15 protein-coding genes are annotated in these 18489 nt (G+C 64.9%); 12 read left to right on the top strand and 3 right to left on the bottom strand.

Annotated elements, in window-relative coordinates; translation table 11 throughout:
• Positions 1–7: 7 nt before the first annotated feature.
• The 4 genes from ACR0R4_RS04125 to infB all read left to right on the top strand — a co-directional run bounded on the left by ACR0R4_RS04125 (position 8) and on the right by infB (position 9017).
• A complete protein-coding gene (locus tag ACR0R4_RS04125; RefSeq protein ID WP_433646082.1) occupies positions 8–4597 on the top strand; it encodes a type VII secretion EssC family protein in 4590 nt (1529 codons plus the stop codon).
• 44 nt (positions 4598–4641) lie between these two features.
• Complete coding sequence (gene nusA, locus ACR0R4_RS04120; RefSeq protein WP_433646080.1) at positions 4642–5640, top strand: transcription termination factor NusA; 999 nt, start codon at positions 4642–4644, stop codon at positions 5638–5640.
• Positions 5641–5794: 154 nt separating this feature from the next.
• Positions 5795–6151, top strand: coding sequence for a YlxR family protein (locus ACR0R4_RS04115; RefSeq protein ID WP_433646079.1), 357 nt, complete (start codon positions 5795–5797; stop codon positions 6149–6151).
• Between the two features lie 76 nt (positions 6152–6227).
• A complete protein-coding gene (gene infB, locus ACR0R4_RS04110) occupies positions 6228–9017 on the top strand; it encodes a translation initiation factor IF-2 (RefSeq protein ID WP_433646078.1) in 2790 nt (929 codons plus the stop codon).
• A 78-nt stretch (positions 9018–9095) separates the two neighbouring features.
• On the opposite strand, the gene ACR0R4_RS04105 is transcribed toward infB, so the two are convergent.
• Complete coding sequence (locus ACR0R4_RS04105; protein ID WP_433646077.1) at positions 9096–9599, bottom strand: DUF805 domain-containing protein; 504 nt, start codon at positions 9597–9599, stop codon at positions 9096–9098.
• 141 nt (positions 9600–9740) lie between these two features.
• Between ACR0R4_RS04105 and rbfA the strand changes: the two genes are divergently transcribed.
• Complete coding sequence (rbfA, locus tag ACR0R4_RS04100) at positions 9741–10295, top strand: 30S ribosome-binding factor RbfA (RefSeq protein ID WP_433646076.1); 555 nt, start codon at positions 9741–9743, stop codon at positions 10293–10295.
• Here rbfA and ACR0R4_RS04095 read toward each other — a convergent pair.
• Positions 10292–11203 (bottom strand): iron-sulfur binding domain-containing protein, encoded by a 912-nt coding sequence (locus ACR0R4_RS04095; protein WP_433646239.1) that lies wholly within the window; start codon positions 11201–11203, stop codon positions 10292–10294. The two genes, rbfA and ACR0R4_RS04095, sit on opposite strands and share 4 nt — an antisense overlap.
• Positions 11204–11275: 72 nt before the next feature.
• Here ACR0R4_RS04095 and truB point away from each other — a divergent pair, with 72 nt between their 5' ends.
• From truB to ACR0R4_RS04070, 5 genes are all read left to right on the top strand, one after another.
• Entirely contained in the window at positions 11276–12337 is a 1062-nt protein-coding gene (truB, locus tag ACR0R4_RS04090; protein ID WP_433646075.1) for a tRNA pseudouridine(55) synthase TruB, read from the top strand.
• Positions 12334–12690, top strand: coding sequence for a hypothetical protein (locus ACR0R4_RS04085; RefSeq protein WP_433646074.1), 357 nt, complete (start codon positions 12334–12336; stop codon positions 12688–12690). Before truB ends, ACR0R4_RS04085 begins: the two co-directional genes overlap by 4 nt.
• 24 nt (positions 12691–12714) lie before the next feature.
• Positions 12715–13197: a hypothetical protein gene (locus ACR0R4_RS04080; protein ID WP_433646073.1), complete on the top strand. Its 483-nt coding sequence runs from the start codon at positions 12715–12717 to the stop codon at positions 13195–13197.
• A complete protein-coding gene (locus tag ACR0R4_RS04075) occupies positions 13197–14138 on the top strand; it encodes a bifunctional riboflavin kinase/FAD synthetase (protein ID WP_433646072.1) in 942 nt (313 codons plus the stop codon). Before ACR0R4_RS04080 ends, ACR0R4_RS04075 begins: the two co-directional genes overlap by 1 nt.
• Before the next feature lie 184 nt (positions 14139–14322).
• Positions 14323–16458, top strand: coding sequence for a DEAD/DEAH box helicase (locus ACR0R4_RS04070; RefSeq protein WP_433646071.1), 2136 nt, complete (start codon positions 14323–14325; stop codon positions 16456–16458).
• An 80-nt stretch (positions 16459–16538) separates the two neighbouring features.
• On the opposite strand, the gene ACR0R4_RS04065 is transcribed toward ACR0R4_RS04070, so the two are convergent.
• Entirely contained in the window at positions 16539–16802 is a 264-nt protein-coding gene (locus tag ACR0R4_RS04065) for a mycoredoxin (protein WP_433646070.1), read from the bottom strand.
• A 230-nt stretch (positions 16803–17032) separates the two neighbouring features.
• Between ACR0R4_RS04065 and ACR0R4_RS04060 the strand changes: the two genes are divergently transcribed.
• Complete coding sequence (locus ACR0R4_RS04060; RefSeq protein WP_433646069.1) at positions 17033–18205, top strand: inorganic phosphate transporter; 1173 nt, start codon at positions 17033–17035, stop codon at positions 18203–18205.
• Entirely contained in the window at positions 18202–18480 is a 279-nt protein-coding gene (locus tag ACR0R4_RS04055; protein ID WP_433646068.1) for a hypothetical protein, read from the top strand. Before ACR0R4_RS04060 ends, ACR0R4_RS04055 begins: the two co-directional genes overlap by 4 nt.
• Positions 18481–18489: the final 9 nt, after the last annotated feature.

The following is an 18489-nucleotide window of genomic DNA, read 5'->3' as shown; positions in this document are numbered from 1 at the left end:
GTGAGAGATGCAACTTAGGCTTGCGGCGCAGTCCAGTTCGGGTGAGACCCAAGAGATTATTTTGTCGTGTGACGTCACGGCGACCGTTGCCGAGGTGGCGCGGGCATTGATCCGCTCGGGGCTCACTGGCGATAGTGAACTCGAGCGGATCGCCACCGCGAGGGCCGCCCCGGTGACCTTGGTTGGTCGTGCGGAGGGGCTGGGACCGTGGGTCATGCTTGACCCCGCATCATCAATCTCCAGCAGCGGGCTCCGGTCGGGATGGTCGATTCGGGCGGTGCGTGAGGACGGCACGGAGAGCACCACCCCGCGGCTCATTCCTGCTGTCGGCACGGTCGAAGTGCTTGATGGGCCGCAACGGGGCGCCAGATACAGCCTGGTGGCCGGCACCAACTCCGTGGGGCGCGATCCACGCAGTCGGATTCTGCTCGACGAGACGAGCGTCTCCCGCCGTCACGCGTCCATTGACGTGAACGAACGGGTGCTCGTGCGTGATCTCGGTTCGGTCAATGGCACGACGGTCGACGGCACGGTGCTGGATGGCTCGCCTCAGGGCGGGGTGATCTTGGGCGGCGTCGGAGATGGCCGGGGAGCGGCAGCAACCGCAATGATGAGCGCTGAGGTGACGGTCGGCACCGTGCGGCTCAGGCTGCACCTCACCGGGGTGCTCGATCCGGCACGCAGCGATGCGCTCTCCCCGACACACCCCCACACACGAGAGCCGCACGTGTCCCCTCGATTCTCGGGTTCCGAGCGTCAACTCCCGCAGCCCCCCGCACCTTCACCAGCCAGTAAGCTGCCGCTCCTCGCCATGCTTGCCCCGGCGATGCTGGGCCTCGCGATGTATGCGGTGACGGGATCGGCCATCAGTCTCCTGATGATCGCCTTCAGCCCGCTCATGATGGTTGGCTCGTGGCTTGACGGCAGGGTGACGGGGCGGCGCGCCTTTCGACGCGACAGCGTCGTCTTTGATGCGGCGGTGCGGGCGGAGCGCGCGGCACTCGCGGCGCTTCGAGATGAAGAAATTGGGGCGCGCAGATCCGAGGCGCCGAGCATCACGGATATTGCTGGCGCGATCGAATCGCGAGGCCCGATGCTGTGGATGCGGCGTCCCGAGCATCGGGAGTTTCTCGAGCTTCGCCTCGGTGAGGGAACGCTGAGCAGCCGCACCGCGACGCTGATGCCCGACCGCGGGCAGTGCCGTCCTGAGCACTGGTCGGCCCTGCAAGATCTTGCTTCGCAATTTGCGTCGGTCGGACCGGTTCCGGTGCTCGAACGCCTCGACCGCAGCGGTTCAATTGGCGTTGCCGGAGAGCCGCACTGGGCGGAGGGGTGCGCCCGCTCCCTGGTGCTGCAACTCGTCGGCCTCCATTCTCCGGCTGAATTCGCGCTGGCCTGTTTCGCAGCCCCTCGGCACCTCGGCGAGGGGCACAGTGATTGGCGGTGGCTCGGGTGGCTGCCCCATGTGGATCCACCCGCCGGCCCACTTCGTGCCTGGCCGCTCGCGAGCGACGAACACACCCAGGCCACGCTGCTAGCAGGCCTGGAGGGTGTGCTCGCGGCACGAATGGCGCACGCACAGTCTCGACGCACCGTGCGCTCGCACCTGGATCCCGGTGTTCCTGGTGGATCCGCGGAGGCTGTCACCGAGCTTCCCATGCTGCCCGTCATCCTCGTGCTGGTACTTGACACGGGTGGCATCGATCCGGCGCGCCTGATCGCGCTCGCCGAAGCAGGGCCGGATGTGGGCATTCACTTGCTGTGGGTCGCCGCGCGAAGTGCAGAGGTTCCTGCGGCCTGCCGCACACTCATCGACATCGATCGCGGTGAGGCGCACGTGCGCGTGACCCGCAGCAGCGAGACCGTTCGATTGAGCAGGCTGGAGTTTCTTGATGAGCCCGGGGGGCGTGCCCTCGCACGGTCGCTCGCCCCGGTCGTCGACACGGCCACACGGCCGCTGGATGATAGCGACCTTCCCGAGGCCCTCGCGCTGCGAGACGTGCATCCCATCGATGTGCTCGGCGGTGGCCACCCAATACTCGCGTCTTGGCGAGCCTCCGGATCACTGAAGGAGGCCTGGCAATCGGGGGAGCGGCGCGAACCAATCTGCCTCGACGTGGTCGTCGGGCAGGGGCCAGAGGGCGCAGTCAGGCTCGATCTCCGGGCACAGGGTCCGCACGCTCTCGTCGGGGGCACGACGGGATCGGGAAAGTCGGAGTTCCTGCAGAGTTGGATCATGTCGCTCGCAGCGACGGTCAGCCCCGACTGTCTCTCGTTCCTTCTGGTCGATTACAAAGGCGGAGCGGCGTTCGCAGAGTGCGCCGAGTTGCCGCACACGGTGGGGCTCGTGACCGATCTCGATCAGCATCTCGTGCGGCGCGCGCTGACCTCGCTGCGGGCCGAGCTGCGTCACCGGGAGGAACTGCTCGCTAGCCGGGGAGCGAAAGACCTGGTCACACTGGAGCGACGATCGGAACCGGCGGCTCCGCCCGTGCTGGTGATCGTGATCGATGAGTTCGCGACGCTCGTGCGGGAGGTGCCCGAGTTCGTGGAGGGCATCGTCGATATCGCCCAGCGTGGTCGATCGCTCGGCATTCATCTGATTCTCGCGACGCAGCGGCCTGCGGGTGTCATCACCGAGAACCTGCGGGCGAACACCAATCTTCGTATCGCGCTTCGTGTGGCTGATGGCGCAGACAGCAGTGACGTGCTTGGGGTAACCGATGCGGCGAGCTTCGACCCGGCACACCCCGGTCGCGCCGCCTATCGAGTCGGAGCGGGGCCTATCGAGCATTTCCAGACCGGGTATCTCGGAGGCCACCCCGCGCAGGCGATCGATCCGGGGATTGCCTTCCATTCGCTCGGGTTTCGACGCACCGAACCCTGGCCGATTCCACCCGAACCCGCATCCCTGCGACCACACGGAGCGCGCGCTCGCGACATCGTGCGTCTGCTCGCGGGAATCACGGCTGCATCGGCGGCCGCGTGGCTCGGTGCACCCCGCAGGCCGTGGCTCGATCCGCTTCCTCTGGTGATCGACTGGGCGTTGCTGTCGCAGTTGGTGCCGAACGAAGAGGAACAGGCCAGCGGCGAATCGCCAGTGATCGGACTCGCAGATCTGCCTCAGCGACAGCGGCACGACATCTATGCGCTCAACTTCGAGCGGCTCGGCAACGTCGCACTCGTCGGCGCAAGCGGCACCGGGAAAAGTTGCGCACTCCTCACGATCGCCGGGGCGCTTGCCGCCCAAGCAATCGAGGATCCGGTGCACATCTACGCGATCGACGCCGCTGGCGGAGCGCTTGAGACGCTTCGTGAACTCCCGACGGTGGGGGCAGTTGCGTCGCTTCCCGATGTCGAGCTTGTTGATCGGATACTCCGACACGTCTCTGAGCTTGTCGCCGAGCGGGGAAATCGATTCGCAGCGGCACGCGCCAACAGCCTCACCTCGTTTCGCTCCACGGCAGATGGTGCGGCGGAGCCGAGAATTGTGCTGTTCATCGACGGGTTCTCGATGTTCCGCTCCGAAAGCGAATCCCTGGGTGCGCGAAATGCACGCTTGACGCAACTCGCCGACATTATGCAATCGGGCAGATCCGTGGGGGTGCACGTGGTCGTTACAGCGGATCGGCCCGCCGCGCTTCCTGCGGCGCTCGCCGCCAGCGTGCAGGAGCATCTCGTCTTTCGGCTCGCGGGCGCATTTGATTATGCGCAGCTGGGGGTGCCCGCGGAAATGCTCGCGAACGCACCCGCCGGGCGCGCGGTGATCGCGAGGAATTCGGTCGAAGTGCAGCTTGCGCTGCTGGAGGGAAGAGCGGATCTCGGCGGTCAAGCTCGCGCGATCGAGGCCCTGGCTGTCTCGCTTCGTGACCGTGGTGTGAGCCCGGCGACGCCCCTGCGCAACACCCCAGAGCGCGTGCTTTTGGAATCGCTCCCGACAGCGATCGAGGATCGACCTGTCGTGGGAATCGAGTCGCAGGACTTCAGCCCGATTGGGATTCCCCTCTCCGGGCTGGCTGTGGTGTCTGGGCCGCCAGGATCAGGCCTCACCAGCGCGCTGAAGACCTGTGTGGCCGCCTGTGACCGGCGTGCATCTGGACGAGGAGAGTACGTGAGGCGGATTCTTCTGAGTCTTGCTGAGGACACGCTCCTGTGGGGCCGGCCGTGGGACAGAGCGGCGCACGGGGCGGAGGCGGTCGCCGCGATGGCACGCGAGTTGATCACTGAGTTGGGTCAAGGTGCGTCACCCAACGCTCACACCGTCATCGCGGTCGAACGTGCGGCCTATGCAGAAGGCACCGAGGCGCTTTCTGCTCTCGTAGCACTGGCGAAGGCCTGCCGGCGAGCGGAGGTGCTGCTCATTGTGGAATACGAACTCGGAGCCGCTGCGGGTGTATGGGATCTCCTTGGGGTACTCAAACAGGCGCGGTGGGGGGTCGCGCTTCAGCCCGACGAAACCGACAGCGGCACCCCGTTCCGTAACGTGTTTGGACGGGTGCGGCGAGGGGACTTTCCGCCGGGGCGGGGCTTCGTTATCGAGGGCGGCCGGGCGACACCGGTGCAGCTTGCGCTTGGCTGGGGTATTCTGGAGGACTGATCCGCCAGGGCGGAACCTGACAGCTGAATAATATGGAGGCCACTGTGAAAATCGACCTCGCCATGCTTCGTGGGCTTGAGCGCGAAAAAGAGATCCCCTTCGAGGAACTCGCGGAGATTATTGAGCAGGCGATCCACTCGGCCTACATCAAGCACGTCGTGGGTCTCGGTCAGCCCGAGCCCAAAGATGACCAGGTGCGCGTGACGCTTGACCGGAAGAGCGGCGAAATCTCAGTCTTCGTTCCGGAGCTTGACGACGCCGGTCAGGTGATCGGCGAGGCCGTTGTGCCGACCGAAGAGTTTGGTCGGATTGGCGCGAATGCCGCAAAGCAGGTCATCAACCAGCGACTGCGTGATCTCACTGATGATGCGGTTCTGGGCCAGTTCAAAGACAAAGAGGGACACATTCTCTCCGGAGTTGTGCAGCAGGGGCCAAACCCGCGCATGGTGCACATCGACCTCGGAGACCTTGAGGCGATCCTGCCACCCGAGGAGCAGATACCCGGCGAGGACTACAGTCACGGCACGCGTCTTCGGGTGTATGTCACCAGCGTTTCCAAGGGCCTCAAGGGTCCGCAGGTGACCGTCTCGCGCACGCACCCAGGCCTGGTGCGTCGACTGTTCGAACTTGAGGTTCCCGAACTCTCCGCCGGCATCGTTGAGATCGTCGCTCTCGCCCGTGAAGCCGGCCACCGCACAAAGGTTGCCGTGCGGGCGCATCAGCAGGGTATCAACGCTAAGGGCACGTGCATCGGCGAGATGGGCCGACGTGTGCGCGCTGTCATGAGCGAACTGGGCGAAGAGAAGATCGACATCGTCGACTACTCACCCGACCTCCCGACGTTTGTCGCGAACGCGCTGTCACCTTCCAAAGTGACCGATGTCTTCATGCTGAACGAGTCGTTGAAGCAGGTGCGCGCGCTGGTTCCCGACTTCCAGCTCTCACTGGCCATCGGCAAGGAGGGCCAGAACGCTCGCCTCGCCGCGAAGCTCACGGGCGCGAAGATCGACATTCAGCCGGATTCCGTTATGGAATCCGACTGATTGGAGGTCGATCATCGCGCATCCTGCGGAGCGCTCACTAGCGTGACGGAGGATGTCCGGAGTTTCGACATTCAGCCGGATTCCGTTATGGAATCCGACTGATTGGAGGTCGATCTTCGCGCATCCTGCGGAGCGCTCACTAGCGTGACGGAGGATGTCCGGAGTTTCGACATTCAGCCGGATTCCGTTATGGAATCCGACTGAACTCCCACAACGACACGCCCGGGGAACGATCACAGAGGAAGCTGGTAAGATGATTCCGGTTCGAACGTGTGTTGCGTGCCGCCGAAAGGCGTCCCGCAGCGAGTTGTTCCGGGTCGTGTTGCGCGAGGGTCGATTGAATTTCGACGAGCGTGCGGTACTCCCCGGGCGCGGAGCGTGGGTACATCCCACTCCGCAGTGTCTTGAACTAGCGGTGTCGCGCGGAGCCTTCGTGCGTGCATTGAAGGCATCAGGGAAACCTGATCCTGGCCCCTTAGAGAACAGGCTAGAAACACTCATGGACAACTAATGAGCGGCTCACAATGAGGCCCGTCCGATAATTATGGTTCTCGCCTGTCTGGGGCGTGAACCCAGACAGGAGAAAAGTGGCAAACCCACGCGTACACGAGATAGCTGCAGAGCTCGGTGTAGATAGCAAGGTCGTTCTGGCCAAGCTGAAAGATATGGGCGAATTCGTCAAGGCGAGTTCGTCGGCCGTTGCGCCGCCAGTCGCGCGCAAGGTCAAGGCAGCGCTTCAGGCAGAGGGCGTCGCAAGCCCCAAGGCTGAGGAGGCCGCAGGAGCGACAAAGCCCGCGACGAGCGCACCTCGCCCCGGCGCCCGGCCCTCGGCTGCAAAGCCCGGCCCGAAGCCCCCGGCTCCGTCGGCGCCGCCGGCACCAGTCGAAGCGCCAGCTCCGGCGCCGGTTCAGCAGGGCGCACCGGAGAAGCCAGCCCCTTCGCGCCCCGCTGCGAAGAAGTCCTCGGCGCCTTCCGCGCCCACAACGCCCGCGGCAGCATCAGATGCGGCCGAAGCACCTCAGGCAGAGGGCGCCGCGACCGATGCTGCAAAGCCCGCGGCCGCAAAGCCCTCTGGCTCGAAGCCAGGACCCAAACCCGGTGGTCCGCGTCCGGGTAACAACCCGTTCGCAACCAGCCAGGGTATGGGCATTCCTCGCCCACCGCGTCCGGGCAATAACCCGTTCGCTCCCGCTCAGGGCATGGGCCGGAAGGGCCCGAACCCGGGGAATATTCCGCGTCCGACCCCTCGTCCGGCTCCCGGTGCAGCTGGTGCTCGTCCAGGTGGTCCAGGCCGTCCGGGTGGTGCCGGTGCGCGTCCGGGTGGTCCCGGCCGTCAAGGTGCCGGTGCCGGTGGTGCCGCACCCGGTGGGGGCTCAGGCTTTGGCCCGCCACGTCCACCCGCCGGTGGGTTTGCGGGTCGAGGCCGTGGAGGCCGCGGTGCTGGCACCGCCGGCGCGTTCGGCCGTGGTGGCTCCAAGAACAAGGCACGGAAGTCGAAGCGGGCGAAACGGGCAGAATTCGAACTGCGGGAGGCCCCGTCGCTTGGCGGCGTGAGCGTACCCCGCGGTGACGGAACGACCGCGGTACGACTGCGCCGTGGCGCGTCGCTCAGCGACTTTGCCGACAAGATTGGCACCAGTGCCTCGAACCTTGTCACCGTGCTCTTTCACCTGGGTGAGATGGCTACCGCGACCGAGTCGCTCGATGAGGCAACGTTCCAGGTCCTCGGTGAGGAACTGGGTTACCGCATCCAAGTTGTCTCGCCCGAAGACGAAGACCGCGAACTGCTCGAGGGCTTCGATATCGATATCGAGAGCGAGCTCGAGGAAGAGGGCGACGATGTGCTCGTCATCCGTCCTCCAGTCGTCACTGTCATGGGTCACGTCGATCACGGTAAGACCCGCTTGCTCGACGCGATCCGCAAGGCGAACGTGGGCGGCGGCGAGGCCGGTGGCATCACCCAGCACATCGGTGCTTACCAGGTGCACACCGAGCACGATGGTGTGGATCGTGCGCTGACGTTTATCGATACCCCGGGTCACGAGGCGTTCACCGCCATGCGTGCTCGTGGCGCACAGGTCACCGACATCGCGATCCTCGTGGTTGCGGCTGATGACGGCATCATGCCGCAGACCATCGAGGCTTTGAACCACGCACAGGCGGCCAACGTGCCAATTGTGGTCGCGGTAAACAAGATCGATAAGGAAGATGCCAATCCGCAGAAGGTACGTCAGCAGCTGACTGAGTTCGGGCTGGTTGCCGAGGAGTATGGCGGCGATGTCATGTTCGTCGACGTCTCGGCAAAGAGTGAGATCGGTATTTCCGAGTTGCTCGACGCGGTGCTGTTGACCGCAGATGCCGGGCTCGACCTGCGCGCGAACCCCAACAAGCACGCCCGCGGTGTTGCCATCGAGGCCAAGCTCGACAAGGGTCGCGGTGCGGTTGCTACCGTGCTCATTCAGTCGGGTACTCTGCGCGTGGGCGACGCGATCGTGGCGGGCACGGCATATGGCCGTGTGCGTGCCATGCTCGATGAGAACGGCGACGCGGTTGCAGAGGCCCTGCCTTCTCGCCCCGTGCTTGTTCAGGGCTTGTCGAGTGTTCCGCGTGCTGGCGACAACTTCATTGTCGTCGGTGAGGATCGCACCGCGCGCCAGATCGCTGAGAAGCGTGAGGCTGCTGAGCGCAACGCCCTCCTGGCGAAGGCGCGCAAGCGTATCAGCCTTGAGGACTTCACCAAGGCGCTGGAGGATGGCAAGGTCGAGTCCCTCAACCTCATCATCAAGGGTGACGTGTCTGGTGCCGTTGAGGCGCTGGAAGAGTCGCTCATGAAGATCGAGGTTGACGATTCGGTGCAGCTTCGCATCCTGCACCGCGGTGTGGGCGCGATCACCGAGAGCGACGTTGACCTGGCGACGATTGACAACGCGATCGTCATCGGCTTCAATGTGCGTCCCGATGTCAAGGCCCGCGAGCGTGCAGCGCGCGAGGGGATCGACATCCGCTTCTACAACGTCATCTACAACGCGATCGACGACATTGAGCAGTCCCTCACAGGCATGCTCAAGCCTGAGTACGAAGAGATTCGTTCGGGTGTGGCCGAGATCCGCGAGGTGTTCCGTTCCTCCAAGATCGGCAACATCGCAGGCGTCATTGTGCGCAATGGCACCATCACGCGTAACGCGAAGGCGCGCGTGATTCGCGACGGTGTGGTGATTGCCGATGGCCTGGCCATCGAGTCGCTCCGCCGCTTCAAGGATGACGTCACCGAGGTCAGGACTGACTTCGAGTGTGGCATCGGCCTCGGCAAGTTCAACGACATTCAGATCGGTGACGAGATCGAGACCACCGAGATGGTGGAGAAGCCGCGCGCGTAACGGTTCAGCGTGACAGACGACGCAGGGGGTGGGTCCGGATCGGACCCACCCCCTGCGTCGTCTGCGACTGTGCGGAGATTACTTGTCGAAGCGCCGACCCTCAGGCTTCGGTGGCAGAAGCGACAGAATGAGCACAATGAGCGACCCGACTGACGGAATAAACGACAGGAAGAAGAACGGGCCAGCCAGGTTGACGTCGTGGAGTCGACGCCACTGCAACGAGATCGACGGGACGAGCGTCGCGAGCCCAAACAAGCTCAGTACGACGATGAGCGCGATCGCGGAGCCGGGGAGTTCAGCCGTGCCGTCTTCGGTGACACCGGCGGTGGCCGTGACGATGCCGATGAGCGCACCGAAGACTGCCGAGACGATGACCATGAAGAGCGTGAGCATCCAGTACTCGCTGCGCGAGGCGCGCCCGGAGAACGTCGCGTAGTTCTTGAAGAACCGCGAGATTGCCTGCCCGAATGTTGCGCCGTAAAGCGGGCGGTTCAGAACGCTGGGCGATGTCGCGCCGTCGTAGGGTTCGCCCGGGCCGGGGTTGCCGTACGGGGCGGTAGAAGCCGCGGGAGGTGTTGTCATTAAGAAAAATCCAATCTTGTATGGTGTGCAATTTCTGACTCTAGTGGAGTGCAGACGGTCCGGGCACAACGGCGCGGTGGCGATCTTGGAGGTGGCACGCGTGCACCCCCTCGGGAGAGCGAAGCGCGGTAGTCTGAAGGCATGAGTAATCCCAGGGCAGGCAAGGTCTCAGAGCGGATCCAGCAGATCATCGCGCGTAGGCTCGAAAAGGGTCTCCGTGACCCCAGATTGGGTTTCGTGACCATCACCGATGTGCGTGTCACGGGTGACCTGCAGCACGCGAGCATCTTCTACACCGTGTACGGCACGGAAGAGGAGCAGGCAGACTCTGCCGCCGCGTTGAAGGCCGCGACGGGCATGTTGCGCACCGAGGTCGGGAAGCAGCTGGGCACGCGTTTAACTCCTACGCTGGAGTTCATTCACGACGAGTTACCTGAGAGCGCCGAGCACCTGAGCGAGCTGCTGGCCGAGGCGCGACGCCGCGACGATGAGGCGAAGGCACTGGCCGCAACCGCCCAGTATGCCGGTGATCCCGATCCCTATCAGAAACCCCGCGACGCGGAGGCTGACGCAGACGGCGACGACCTCGAGGAGGAAGCCCTCGAGGCACTCGACGAGGTCGACGATGAGTTTGACGACGAAGACGAGGACGGCCTTGACGAAGAAGAGCTCGAAGAAGACGAGGAACGCGACTAGGGCAGTCGCAGCCGACCGTCGAACTCCACGAGGAGTCCATCGCTGAGTAGTGAGTCGAGCGCTCGCTCAGCCTGCAGTGGATCACGCGCCGACTCAGTAACCATTGCGTCGAGCGCGTCACCTCGCGGCACGGGTTCGCTGGCGCTGCGCAGCAGCGCCATGATCCGCCCCCGAGTTTGCCGGTCGCTGCCAGCGAAGGCGGCCTGTTTGGGTCGCCGCTCAGGCGCGTTTGCTGGGTAGCCAGCCCCGCGCCACTCGCACCAGGCCGCCACCGGGCATTCGGCGCAGCGGGGCGACCGGGCGGTGCACACGGTCGCCCCAAGCTCCATCGCGGCGGCGTTAAAGACTTGCGCCTCGGCCGGTGCCTCGGGGAGCAGCGCGGCCATATCGTCGAGATCACCGGCACGCGGCATACCGGCGGCGGCCCGTCCGTGCACGACGCGAGCAAGCACGCGCCGGGTATTGGTGTCGACTACCGGATGCCGCTCGCCAAACGCAAATACGGCGACCGCGCGGGCGGTATAGGGCCCCACGCCGGTCAGGCCCAGGAGGGTGTCGAGGTCGCGTGGAACCGCATCGTCGTGCTGGGTGGCGATCTCGCTGGCAGCGCGGTGGAGCCAGAGGGCGCGGCGAGGGTAGCCGAGCCGATCCCACGCCCGCACCGCCTCGCCCGGTGCCTCGGCGGCAAGGCGGGAGGGAACCGGCCAGCGTTCGACCCACGCGAGATACCGCGGCACCACCCGGTCGACCTGAGTCTGCTGCAGCATGAACTCGGAGACCAGCACGTACCAGGGGGCGACCCCCGCGCCACGCCAGGGAAGCGGGCGGGCCTCGCGTGCGAACCAGGCCCCGAGCGCCTCGGCAAGCCCCGAGAATCGTTCCCTCACCGGCCTGCCGTCCTGATCCATCACACGTTCGCTCACGCGCCCAGTGTAGTGAGCGAGTGAGTTCTCACACTGATACAAAGTAGGCTGAGACAAATGGAACACACACCGAACGGCATCCTTCTCGTTGACAAGGCCGAAGGCTGGACAAGCCACGACGTGGTCGCCAAAGCGCGGCGAGCGCTGGGCACCCGGAAGGTTGGCCACGCCGGCACCCTCGACCCGATGGCGACGGGCTTGCTTTTGCTGGGCGCGGGCCCCGCGACCCGGCTCCTCACGCACCTTGTGGGCCTCGACAAGACCTACCTCACCACCATTCGTCTCGGCTACTCCACGGTCACCGACGATCGAGAAGGCGAAACGGCGCGAGTCGCCGAGCCCGGACATATCGCGGAGCTCGCGCGGCACCCGGTCTGGCTGCACGAGGCCGTCGCGGCCCTCACCGGTGACATCAAGCAGAAGCCGAGCGCTGTCAGCGCCATCAAGGTCGACGGCAGGCGCGCCTACGATCGGGTGCGCGCGGGCGAGCAGGTTGAACTGACGAAGCGCCCTGTCACGATTCACGAATTCTCGATCGGTGAGCCCCGCATGCTGACCATTCGAGACGAGGATGGTCACGAGATCGATGTGCTCGAGATCGATGCCACGGTGCGCTGCAGCTCGGGCACCTACGTGCGCGCGCTGGCACGTGACCTCGGTGCCGCTCTCGACGTGGGTGGACACCTGACGGCGCTGCGGCGTACCGCGGTGGGTCCCTTCACAGTGGATCAGGCAGCATCGAACGAAGCGCTCGCCGACGGCGGCATTGGGCGCGAGGCGCTGCTCACCCCGACCGATGTGGCCGCCAGGCTCTTTCCGGTGCTGCGACTGACCCCCCAGCAAGAGATCGACCTGGGGCACGGGAAACGACTCGACCTGCCGCACGGGCAGTGCGAGAACACGCCGCTCGCCGCGGCAATCGCCGAAGACGGCAGGCTTGTGGGCTTAGTGAAGGTCGAACGCGGACGCACCCGAGTCGTCACAAACTTCCCTCCGGCGACCATTGAGGTGCCTGAGACCCCTGAGACTCCAGCGATACCTCAGGCCTCAGAGGCGCCCCGTGCTCCAGAGTCCACCGACGCATCGACGACCGCGGAGGCCTCGGAGACCTCAGCATGATTCTGTGGTTCGCTGTCGCGCAGATGGTGGTGGGCGTGAGCGGCGCGATCGTAAGCCTCTGGGTGTTCGCGCGCAAGGGCGGCCCCAACGACTACACGCTCGGAGCCACCCTCCTGCTCGGGGTGCTTTTGCTCGCGCAGATGGTGGTCTCGATCGTGGCCCCGTTCTCGGGCAACCCGGCGGTGGGCGATCCACTGGAATTCTGGATGTATCTGATCACCGCGGCCGCACTACCGTTTGGGGTCGGCATCTGGGCCCTGATCGATCGAAAGCGCACCGCGAACCTCGTGCTTGCGGTCATGCAGGTATCGGTCGCGGTGATGGTCTTTCGCATGCTGGTGATCTGGGGCTAAACTCGCCGCGGTAAGCTTGTAGGCGTGCCAAATTTCGAACGCAGTGGGGTGACTGACGCTCAGCGAGCCGCCCAGCCGCGCACCGACGGCCTCGGTCGGGTGCTCATCACCGTGTACTTGATCCTCGCACTCGCCGCGACGCTGCGCGCGATCTATCAGATCGTCGCGAAGTTCGACGAGGCACCGGTCGCCTACAGCCTGTCGCTGGCATCAGGTGTCGTGTACATCATCGCCACCATCGCCCTCACGCAGCGCACGGGCCACTGGCGTACCGTGGCCTGGGCGGCCCTCATCTTTGAGTTCGTCGGGGTGATCATTGTGGGCACGCTGAGCCTGGTCATTCCAGAGTGGTTCGCGCACGACTCGGTGTGGTCGTTCTTTGGCATGAACTACTTCTGGATCCCGCTCGTGCTTCCGGTACTGGGCATGATTTGGCTGCGGCGCGATGCGCGAGGCCTGGTCGAACCCGACCGCACGTCTGCAAGTGAATCGGAGTGTCAATACTGATGCAGATCTACACGACCGTCGACGAGATCTCCGCAGACGCGTTTGCAAACGGCAGCGCCGTCGCCATTGGGAAGTTCGATGGAGTACATCGGGGCCACCGCGCGCTCCTCGCGCGCACAGGGGAAGCTGCCGCGGAGCGAGGGCTTGATCCACTGGTCTTCACCTTCGCGAATAACCCGCTGAGCTTTCTGAAACCCGAACTTTGCCCGGCCCCCATCATGAGCCGCGCGCAGCGACTTGACGCGCTGGCCGCCGCCGGAGTGACCGCCTGTGTGATGGTGCCCTTCGACGCCGCACTCGCCGCGCTGTCGGCCGAAGATTTCGTGACCGAGGTGCTCGTGCAACGCCTCCATGTGAAGTACCTCTGCGTCGGGGCCGATTTCAGGTTCGGGCGTGGCGGCGCGGGAGATGTCGCACTGCTGGAAGAAATGAGCACCAAGCTCGGTTTTGTCGTCGAGGTCATCGACCAGGTCGAAGACGAGGAGGTCGGTCGAGTATCTTCGTCCCGTGTTCGGGAGGCGATCATCGCCGGCGATGTCGCACGTGCCGCTCGGATGATGGGTCGCCCGATGTCAGTGCGCGGCGAGGTTGTGCACGGAGACGCGCGGGGTCGAGACCTCGGCTTCCCGACCGCGAATCTGGGCGGCGAGGTTGAGGGCCTGCTGCCCATCGACGGCGTGTTCGCCGGTTGGGCGATCGTTGACGGGGTGCGTCACCCGGCCGCAATCTCGGTCGGAGTGAACCTCACCTTTGAACCCGAGGGTTCGCCCCGAGTCGAAGCCTTCCTGATCGATTTTACCGGCGATCTCTACGGAAAGCGGATCGAGATGCAGTTCGTCGAGCGTCTTCGCGGCATGGTTGCCTACTCGGGGGTTGAAGCGCTCGTCGCTCAAATCGAGGAAGACGTGCGTGCGACTCGTGAGATTCTGGCAATGCACTAACTGGGCTGCGCCGTTGTTGGCGGGTTGTCAGCGGGCGGATCCCGGCGACTGCTAGAATTAGGCTTGGTTTCACCCGCGTGAGTTCCCCCCGCCGCCGTGCAATGCACGTCATCAGGCCGAGAACCTCGGGTGGCCGCGCATCCCTCCACTCTGAGGGTGTGCGTTTTCGCTGATCAGGAGATCCATGGCATCCACCACTGCCACGCGTTCGGGTAAGTCCAAGAGCTCAGGCAAGGGCACCGCGCGCAAACGCCACACCAATAACGCCGGGCTCATCCCGCTCCTCGCTCGCGCCGTGCGCGAGGTCGAGGCATCGGCCCAGCGTGGCAAGGCCACCCCGGCGAATCGTACGAAGTTTCACGTTATTGCGTTGCTCATGCGCGAGGAGCGCGCGCGAGTGAAGACCGAAGAGGGTCTTAGCGACGCAGAGCGCGCCGAGACGCTCAAGCGGCTTGACGGTGTTGCCTCGATCCTCGCGAAGACCGCCGCGCGCGACACCTCGCTCATCACGATGCTCGAGCCGGCCGCCCCGATCACCGAGGCCACTCGCGCGCTGAAGCGGAAGATGATGGAACAGGCCGGCATCGACCTGCCTCAGCTGGTGATCGAGCCCGAGCCCGTGGCTACGTACGTGCCGCCCGAACTCGCAGAGCGGCAGGTTGAACCTCCCGGGGTTGACTCCCGACTGCTGTCGCAGCCGTTTCTCGCGCCGGATCTCTCGCGCACGCACACCCCGACACCCGTGGTGCGACTCGCCAACTGGGAATTGCTCTCACCGCTGTTGAAGTCATTTGAGCAGGGCGGCGGCGGATCCGCCTGTATGGATCTGCCCGAGGCGCCCGTGCCCGACCGGCTGGCACCCAAGGGTCTTGAACTTATGCCGCACCAGGCGAGGTTCCTCGCGAGCGTGCGCGACGGCCACCGCAGTTTTCTCCTGGCCGACGAGCCTGGCCTGGGAAAGACGGCACAGTCGGTGATCGCAGCCTCGGTTGCCGATGCCTACCCGCTGCTCGTCGTCGTGCCGAACGTCGTGAAGATGAACTGGGCCCGCGAGGTGGAACGCTGGACCCCGCAGCGTCGGGTTACCGTGATTCACGGCGACGGCGCAGATATTGACGCGTTTGCCGACGTGTTTGTGGTGAACTACGACATCCTCGACCGACACCTCAACTGGATCTCACGCTTTGGGTTCAAAGGCATGGTCGTCGACGAGGCGCACATGATCAAGAACGTGCAGTCGCAGCGTTCGCGCAACGTGCTCGCGCTGGCGGATCGGATCCGTGACCGAGTTCCCGGCGGGCGCCCGCTGCTGCTTGCTCTGACCGGCACCCCGCTGATCAACGACATCGATGACTTCCGGGCAATCTGGCGCTTTCTCGGCTGGACCGATGCGGAAAAGCCGGGCCCTGAGCTGCTGTCGGCCCTTGAATCGAACGGGTATACGCCCGCAGATTCGGCCTTCTACCCGGCGGCCAGGCAGACCGTGATCGATCTCGGCATTGTGCGCCGCCGCAAGATTGATGTCGCGGCGGATCTGCCCGCCAAGCGTGTGGTTGACCTGCCGGTCGAGCTTGACGATGATTTGGGTCGCGGTATCCGCGAAGCCGAGCGTCAGTTGGCCACAAAGCTCATGGATCGCTTCGCTCGCATTAAGGCGGGTAAGCTCGGCCGCGACCTCAGCGACGAGGCCGTCATCCGGATGGCCTCTGCCCAGGAGCTTGAGGATTCGACCGCGCAGGCAACGGGCCTCAATGTCTTCACCATGGTGCGTCAGATCGGCCAGGCGAAGGCCGGCCTTGCGGCAGACTACGCTGCGCAACTCGCGCGCTCCGTCGGGAAAGTGGTCTTCTTTGCGAAGCACATCGACGTGATGGATCGCGCCGAGGCCGCCTTCGCCGATCGCGGTCTGAAGACGATCTCGATCCGTGGCGACCAGACGGCGACATTTCGGCAGGCCCAGATCGACGCGTTCAACAGCGACCCCGAGGTTGCCGTTGCGGTGTGCTCGCTGACCGCGGCGGGCGTCGGCGTGAACCTGCAGGCCGCGTCAGATGTTGTGCTCGCGGAGCTGAGTTGGACGGACGCCGAGCAGACGCAGGCGATCGACCGTGTGCACCGCATCGGCCAGGAAGAGCCGGTCACCGCCTGGCGTATCGTTGCCGCGCAGACGATCGACGCGAAGATCGCCGAACTGATCGACACCAAGGCGGGCCTGGCTGCACGCGCGCTCGACGGTGCCGAGGCGAAGCGTGAAGAAGAGGAATCGGTGCAGATGCTCGCACTCATGCACGTTCTGCGCGGGGAGCTCGGCCTACGGTAACCGCCGGTACTTGCGTCGGGCGGCCCGCCTCAGCCAGATCGCCTCGGGCGGCGCGCTCCCGAAGGCTCGCTCCTCGCGGGCTAGGCGGTGAGGCGCTGCTTCACTTCGTTGAGCGAAGGGTTCGTTGCCGCGGTGCCGTCGGGAAAGAGCACGGTGGGCACCGTGCGGTTACCTCCATTAATGGCCTCGACGAGTTCCGCGGTGCCGGGCACCTCCTCAACGTCGATTTCGGTGTAGCCGATCCCTTCGGCATCGAGCATCTTCTTGAGGCGCTTGCAGTACCCACACCACTCGGTTGAGAACATGGTGATCTGTCCAGCTTCGGGCACGAAATCGGTGCTCATGGAGTCCTCCTGGTCGGGCTACATCGCGGCTGGCGCACGCGAGAATGCCGTGATTGAGTGTACCCGGCGAAATGGGGAGGAAAGCTTCGGAGCAAAACACCCAGCTCGACTTGACCTTGCCGCGGCGAGATGTCAGCATAAACTGCACGCGCGCGCTAGTGAACTTTGGGTGAATCCTTCGTGGCCAGCAGGTGTGCGCCACGAAGCAAACTCTCGAACGAAAGACGCCGGTGGACCTCACTCTGATCGTGTTGCTCGTCATCGTGCTCGCACTCTTCTTTGACTTCACCAACGGCTTCCACGACACGGCGAACGCCATGGCCACCCCGATTGCCACGGGAGCGCTCAAGCCGAAGACCGCAGTGCTCATCGCGGCGATCCTCAACCTCATTGGCGCGTTTCTCTCGACTGAGGTTGCGAAAACGATTTCGGGCGGGCTGATCAACGAGGGCGACGGCGGAGTGCTCATCACGCCTGAGATGATCTTTGCGGGGCTCATTGGGGCGATCATTTGGAACCTCCTCACCTGGCTGTACGGACTGCCGTCGAGTTCCTCCCATGCGCTGTTTGGTGGCCTCATCGGTGCCGCGTTGGTCGGTGCCGGAATCGAAGCGATCAACGGTGGGGTGCTGCTCTCGAAGATTCTCATCCCCATGGTGGCGGCACCGCTGACCGCCGGGGTGGTGGCCTTCACGGCGACGAAGGTCGCCTACGCGATCACTCGCCGTCACGACGGTCGTAAGGACGGTCGCGGTCGGTTCCGCCACGCCCAGGTCGCCTCGTCGTCGCTCATCGCGCTCGCGCACGGCACCAATGACGCGCAGAAGACCATGGGCGTCATCACGCTGACGCTGGTCGCCGCGAACCTGCAAGCGCCGGGCAGCGGGCCACAACTCTGGGTGATCGTCGCCTGCGCCCTCGCCATCGCGATCGGCACCTACTCCGGCGGGTGGCGCATCATCCGCACGATGGGCGCCGGTCTGACCCAGGTCAAGCCGGCTCAGGGCTTCGCCGCAGAGACCAGCACCGCGGCGACGATTCTCGCCTCCACCCACCTGGGTTTTGCGCTTTCGACCACCCAGGTCGCCTCCGGATCGGTGATCGGCTCGGGCCTGGGGCGTCGGCGGTCAAGCGTGCGTTGGGGAACCGTGGGCCGGATCGCCACTGGGTGGCTCTTCACGCTGCCGGCCGCAGGTGCGGTGGGTGCCCTCGCGGCCGTCATCGCGCACCTCGGCACCGTGGGCATCGTCATCGATTCCGTGCTCGGCTTCGGATTCATCCTGTTTATCTTTTGGCGTTCCCGACGCAATCGGGTTGATCACTCCAATGCGATTGCCGTGCCAGACGTCAACCGGGCGGGCCGCGCGGTGCACATCGGGCGCAAGAAGGGGGCTCGCTCGTGATCGACTGGATGTCGTTTGTCATCGTCTTTGTCGCGTCGATCGCCTCAGCGATCACGCTCGTGGCACTGTACTCACTGGGTATTCGTTTCCTCGCCACACCCCCGCGCGTTGAGGCCGGGCCGGTGCCGAGCGCCCCGCGCGACGATGAAGACGACGACGTTGATCCGCTGGGTCGCCCGCGCTGGGCCACCATCGCCGCCTATACCTGCTTCGCGCTCTCCGCTGCTGGCGTACTTTTTGGTATCTATTTGATCGTGCCTGCCCTGCACGGTTAGGTTGTGAGC

Source organism: Leucobacter fengyongliangi, from assembly GCF_050971685.1.
Classification (GTDB): Bacteria; Actinomycetota; Actinomycetes; order Actinomycetales; family Microbacteriaceae; genus Leucobacter.
This window is presented reverse-complemented; position numbering and strand designations above follow the sequence as displayed.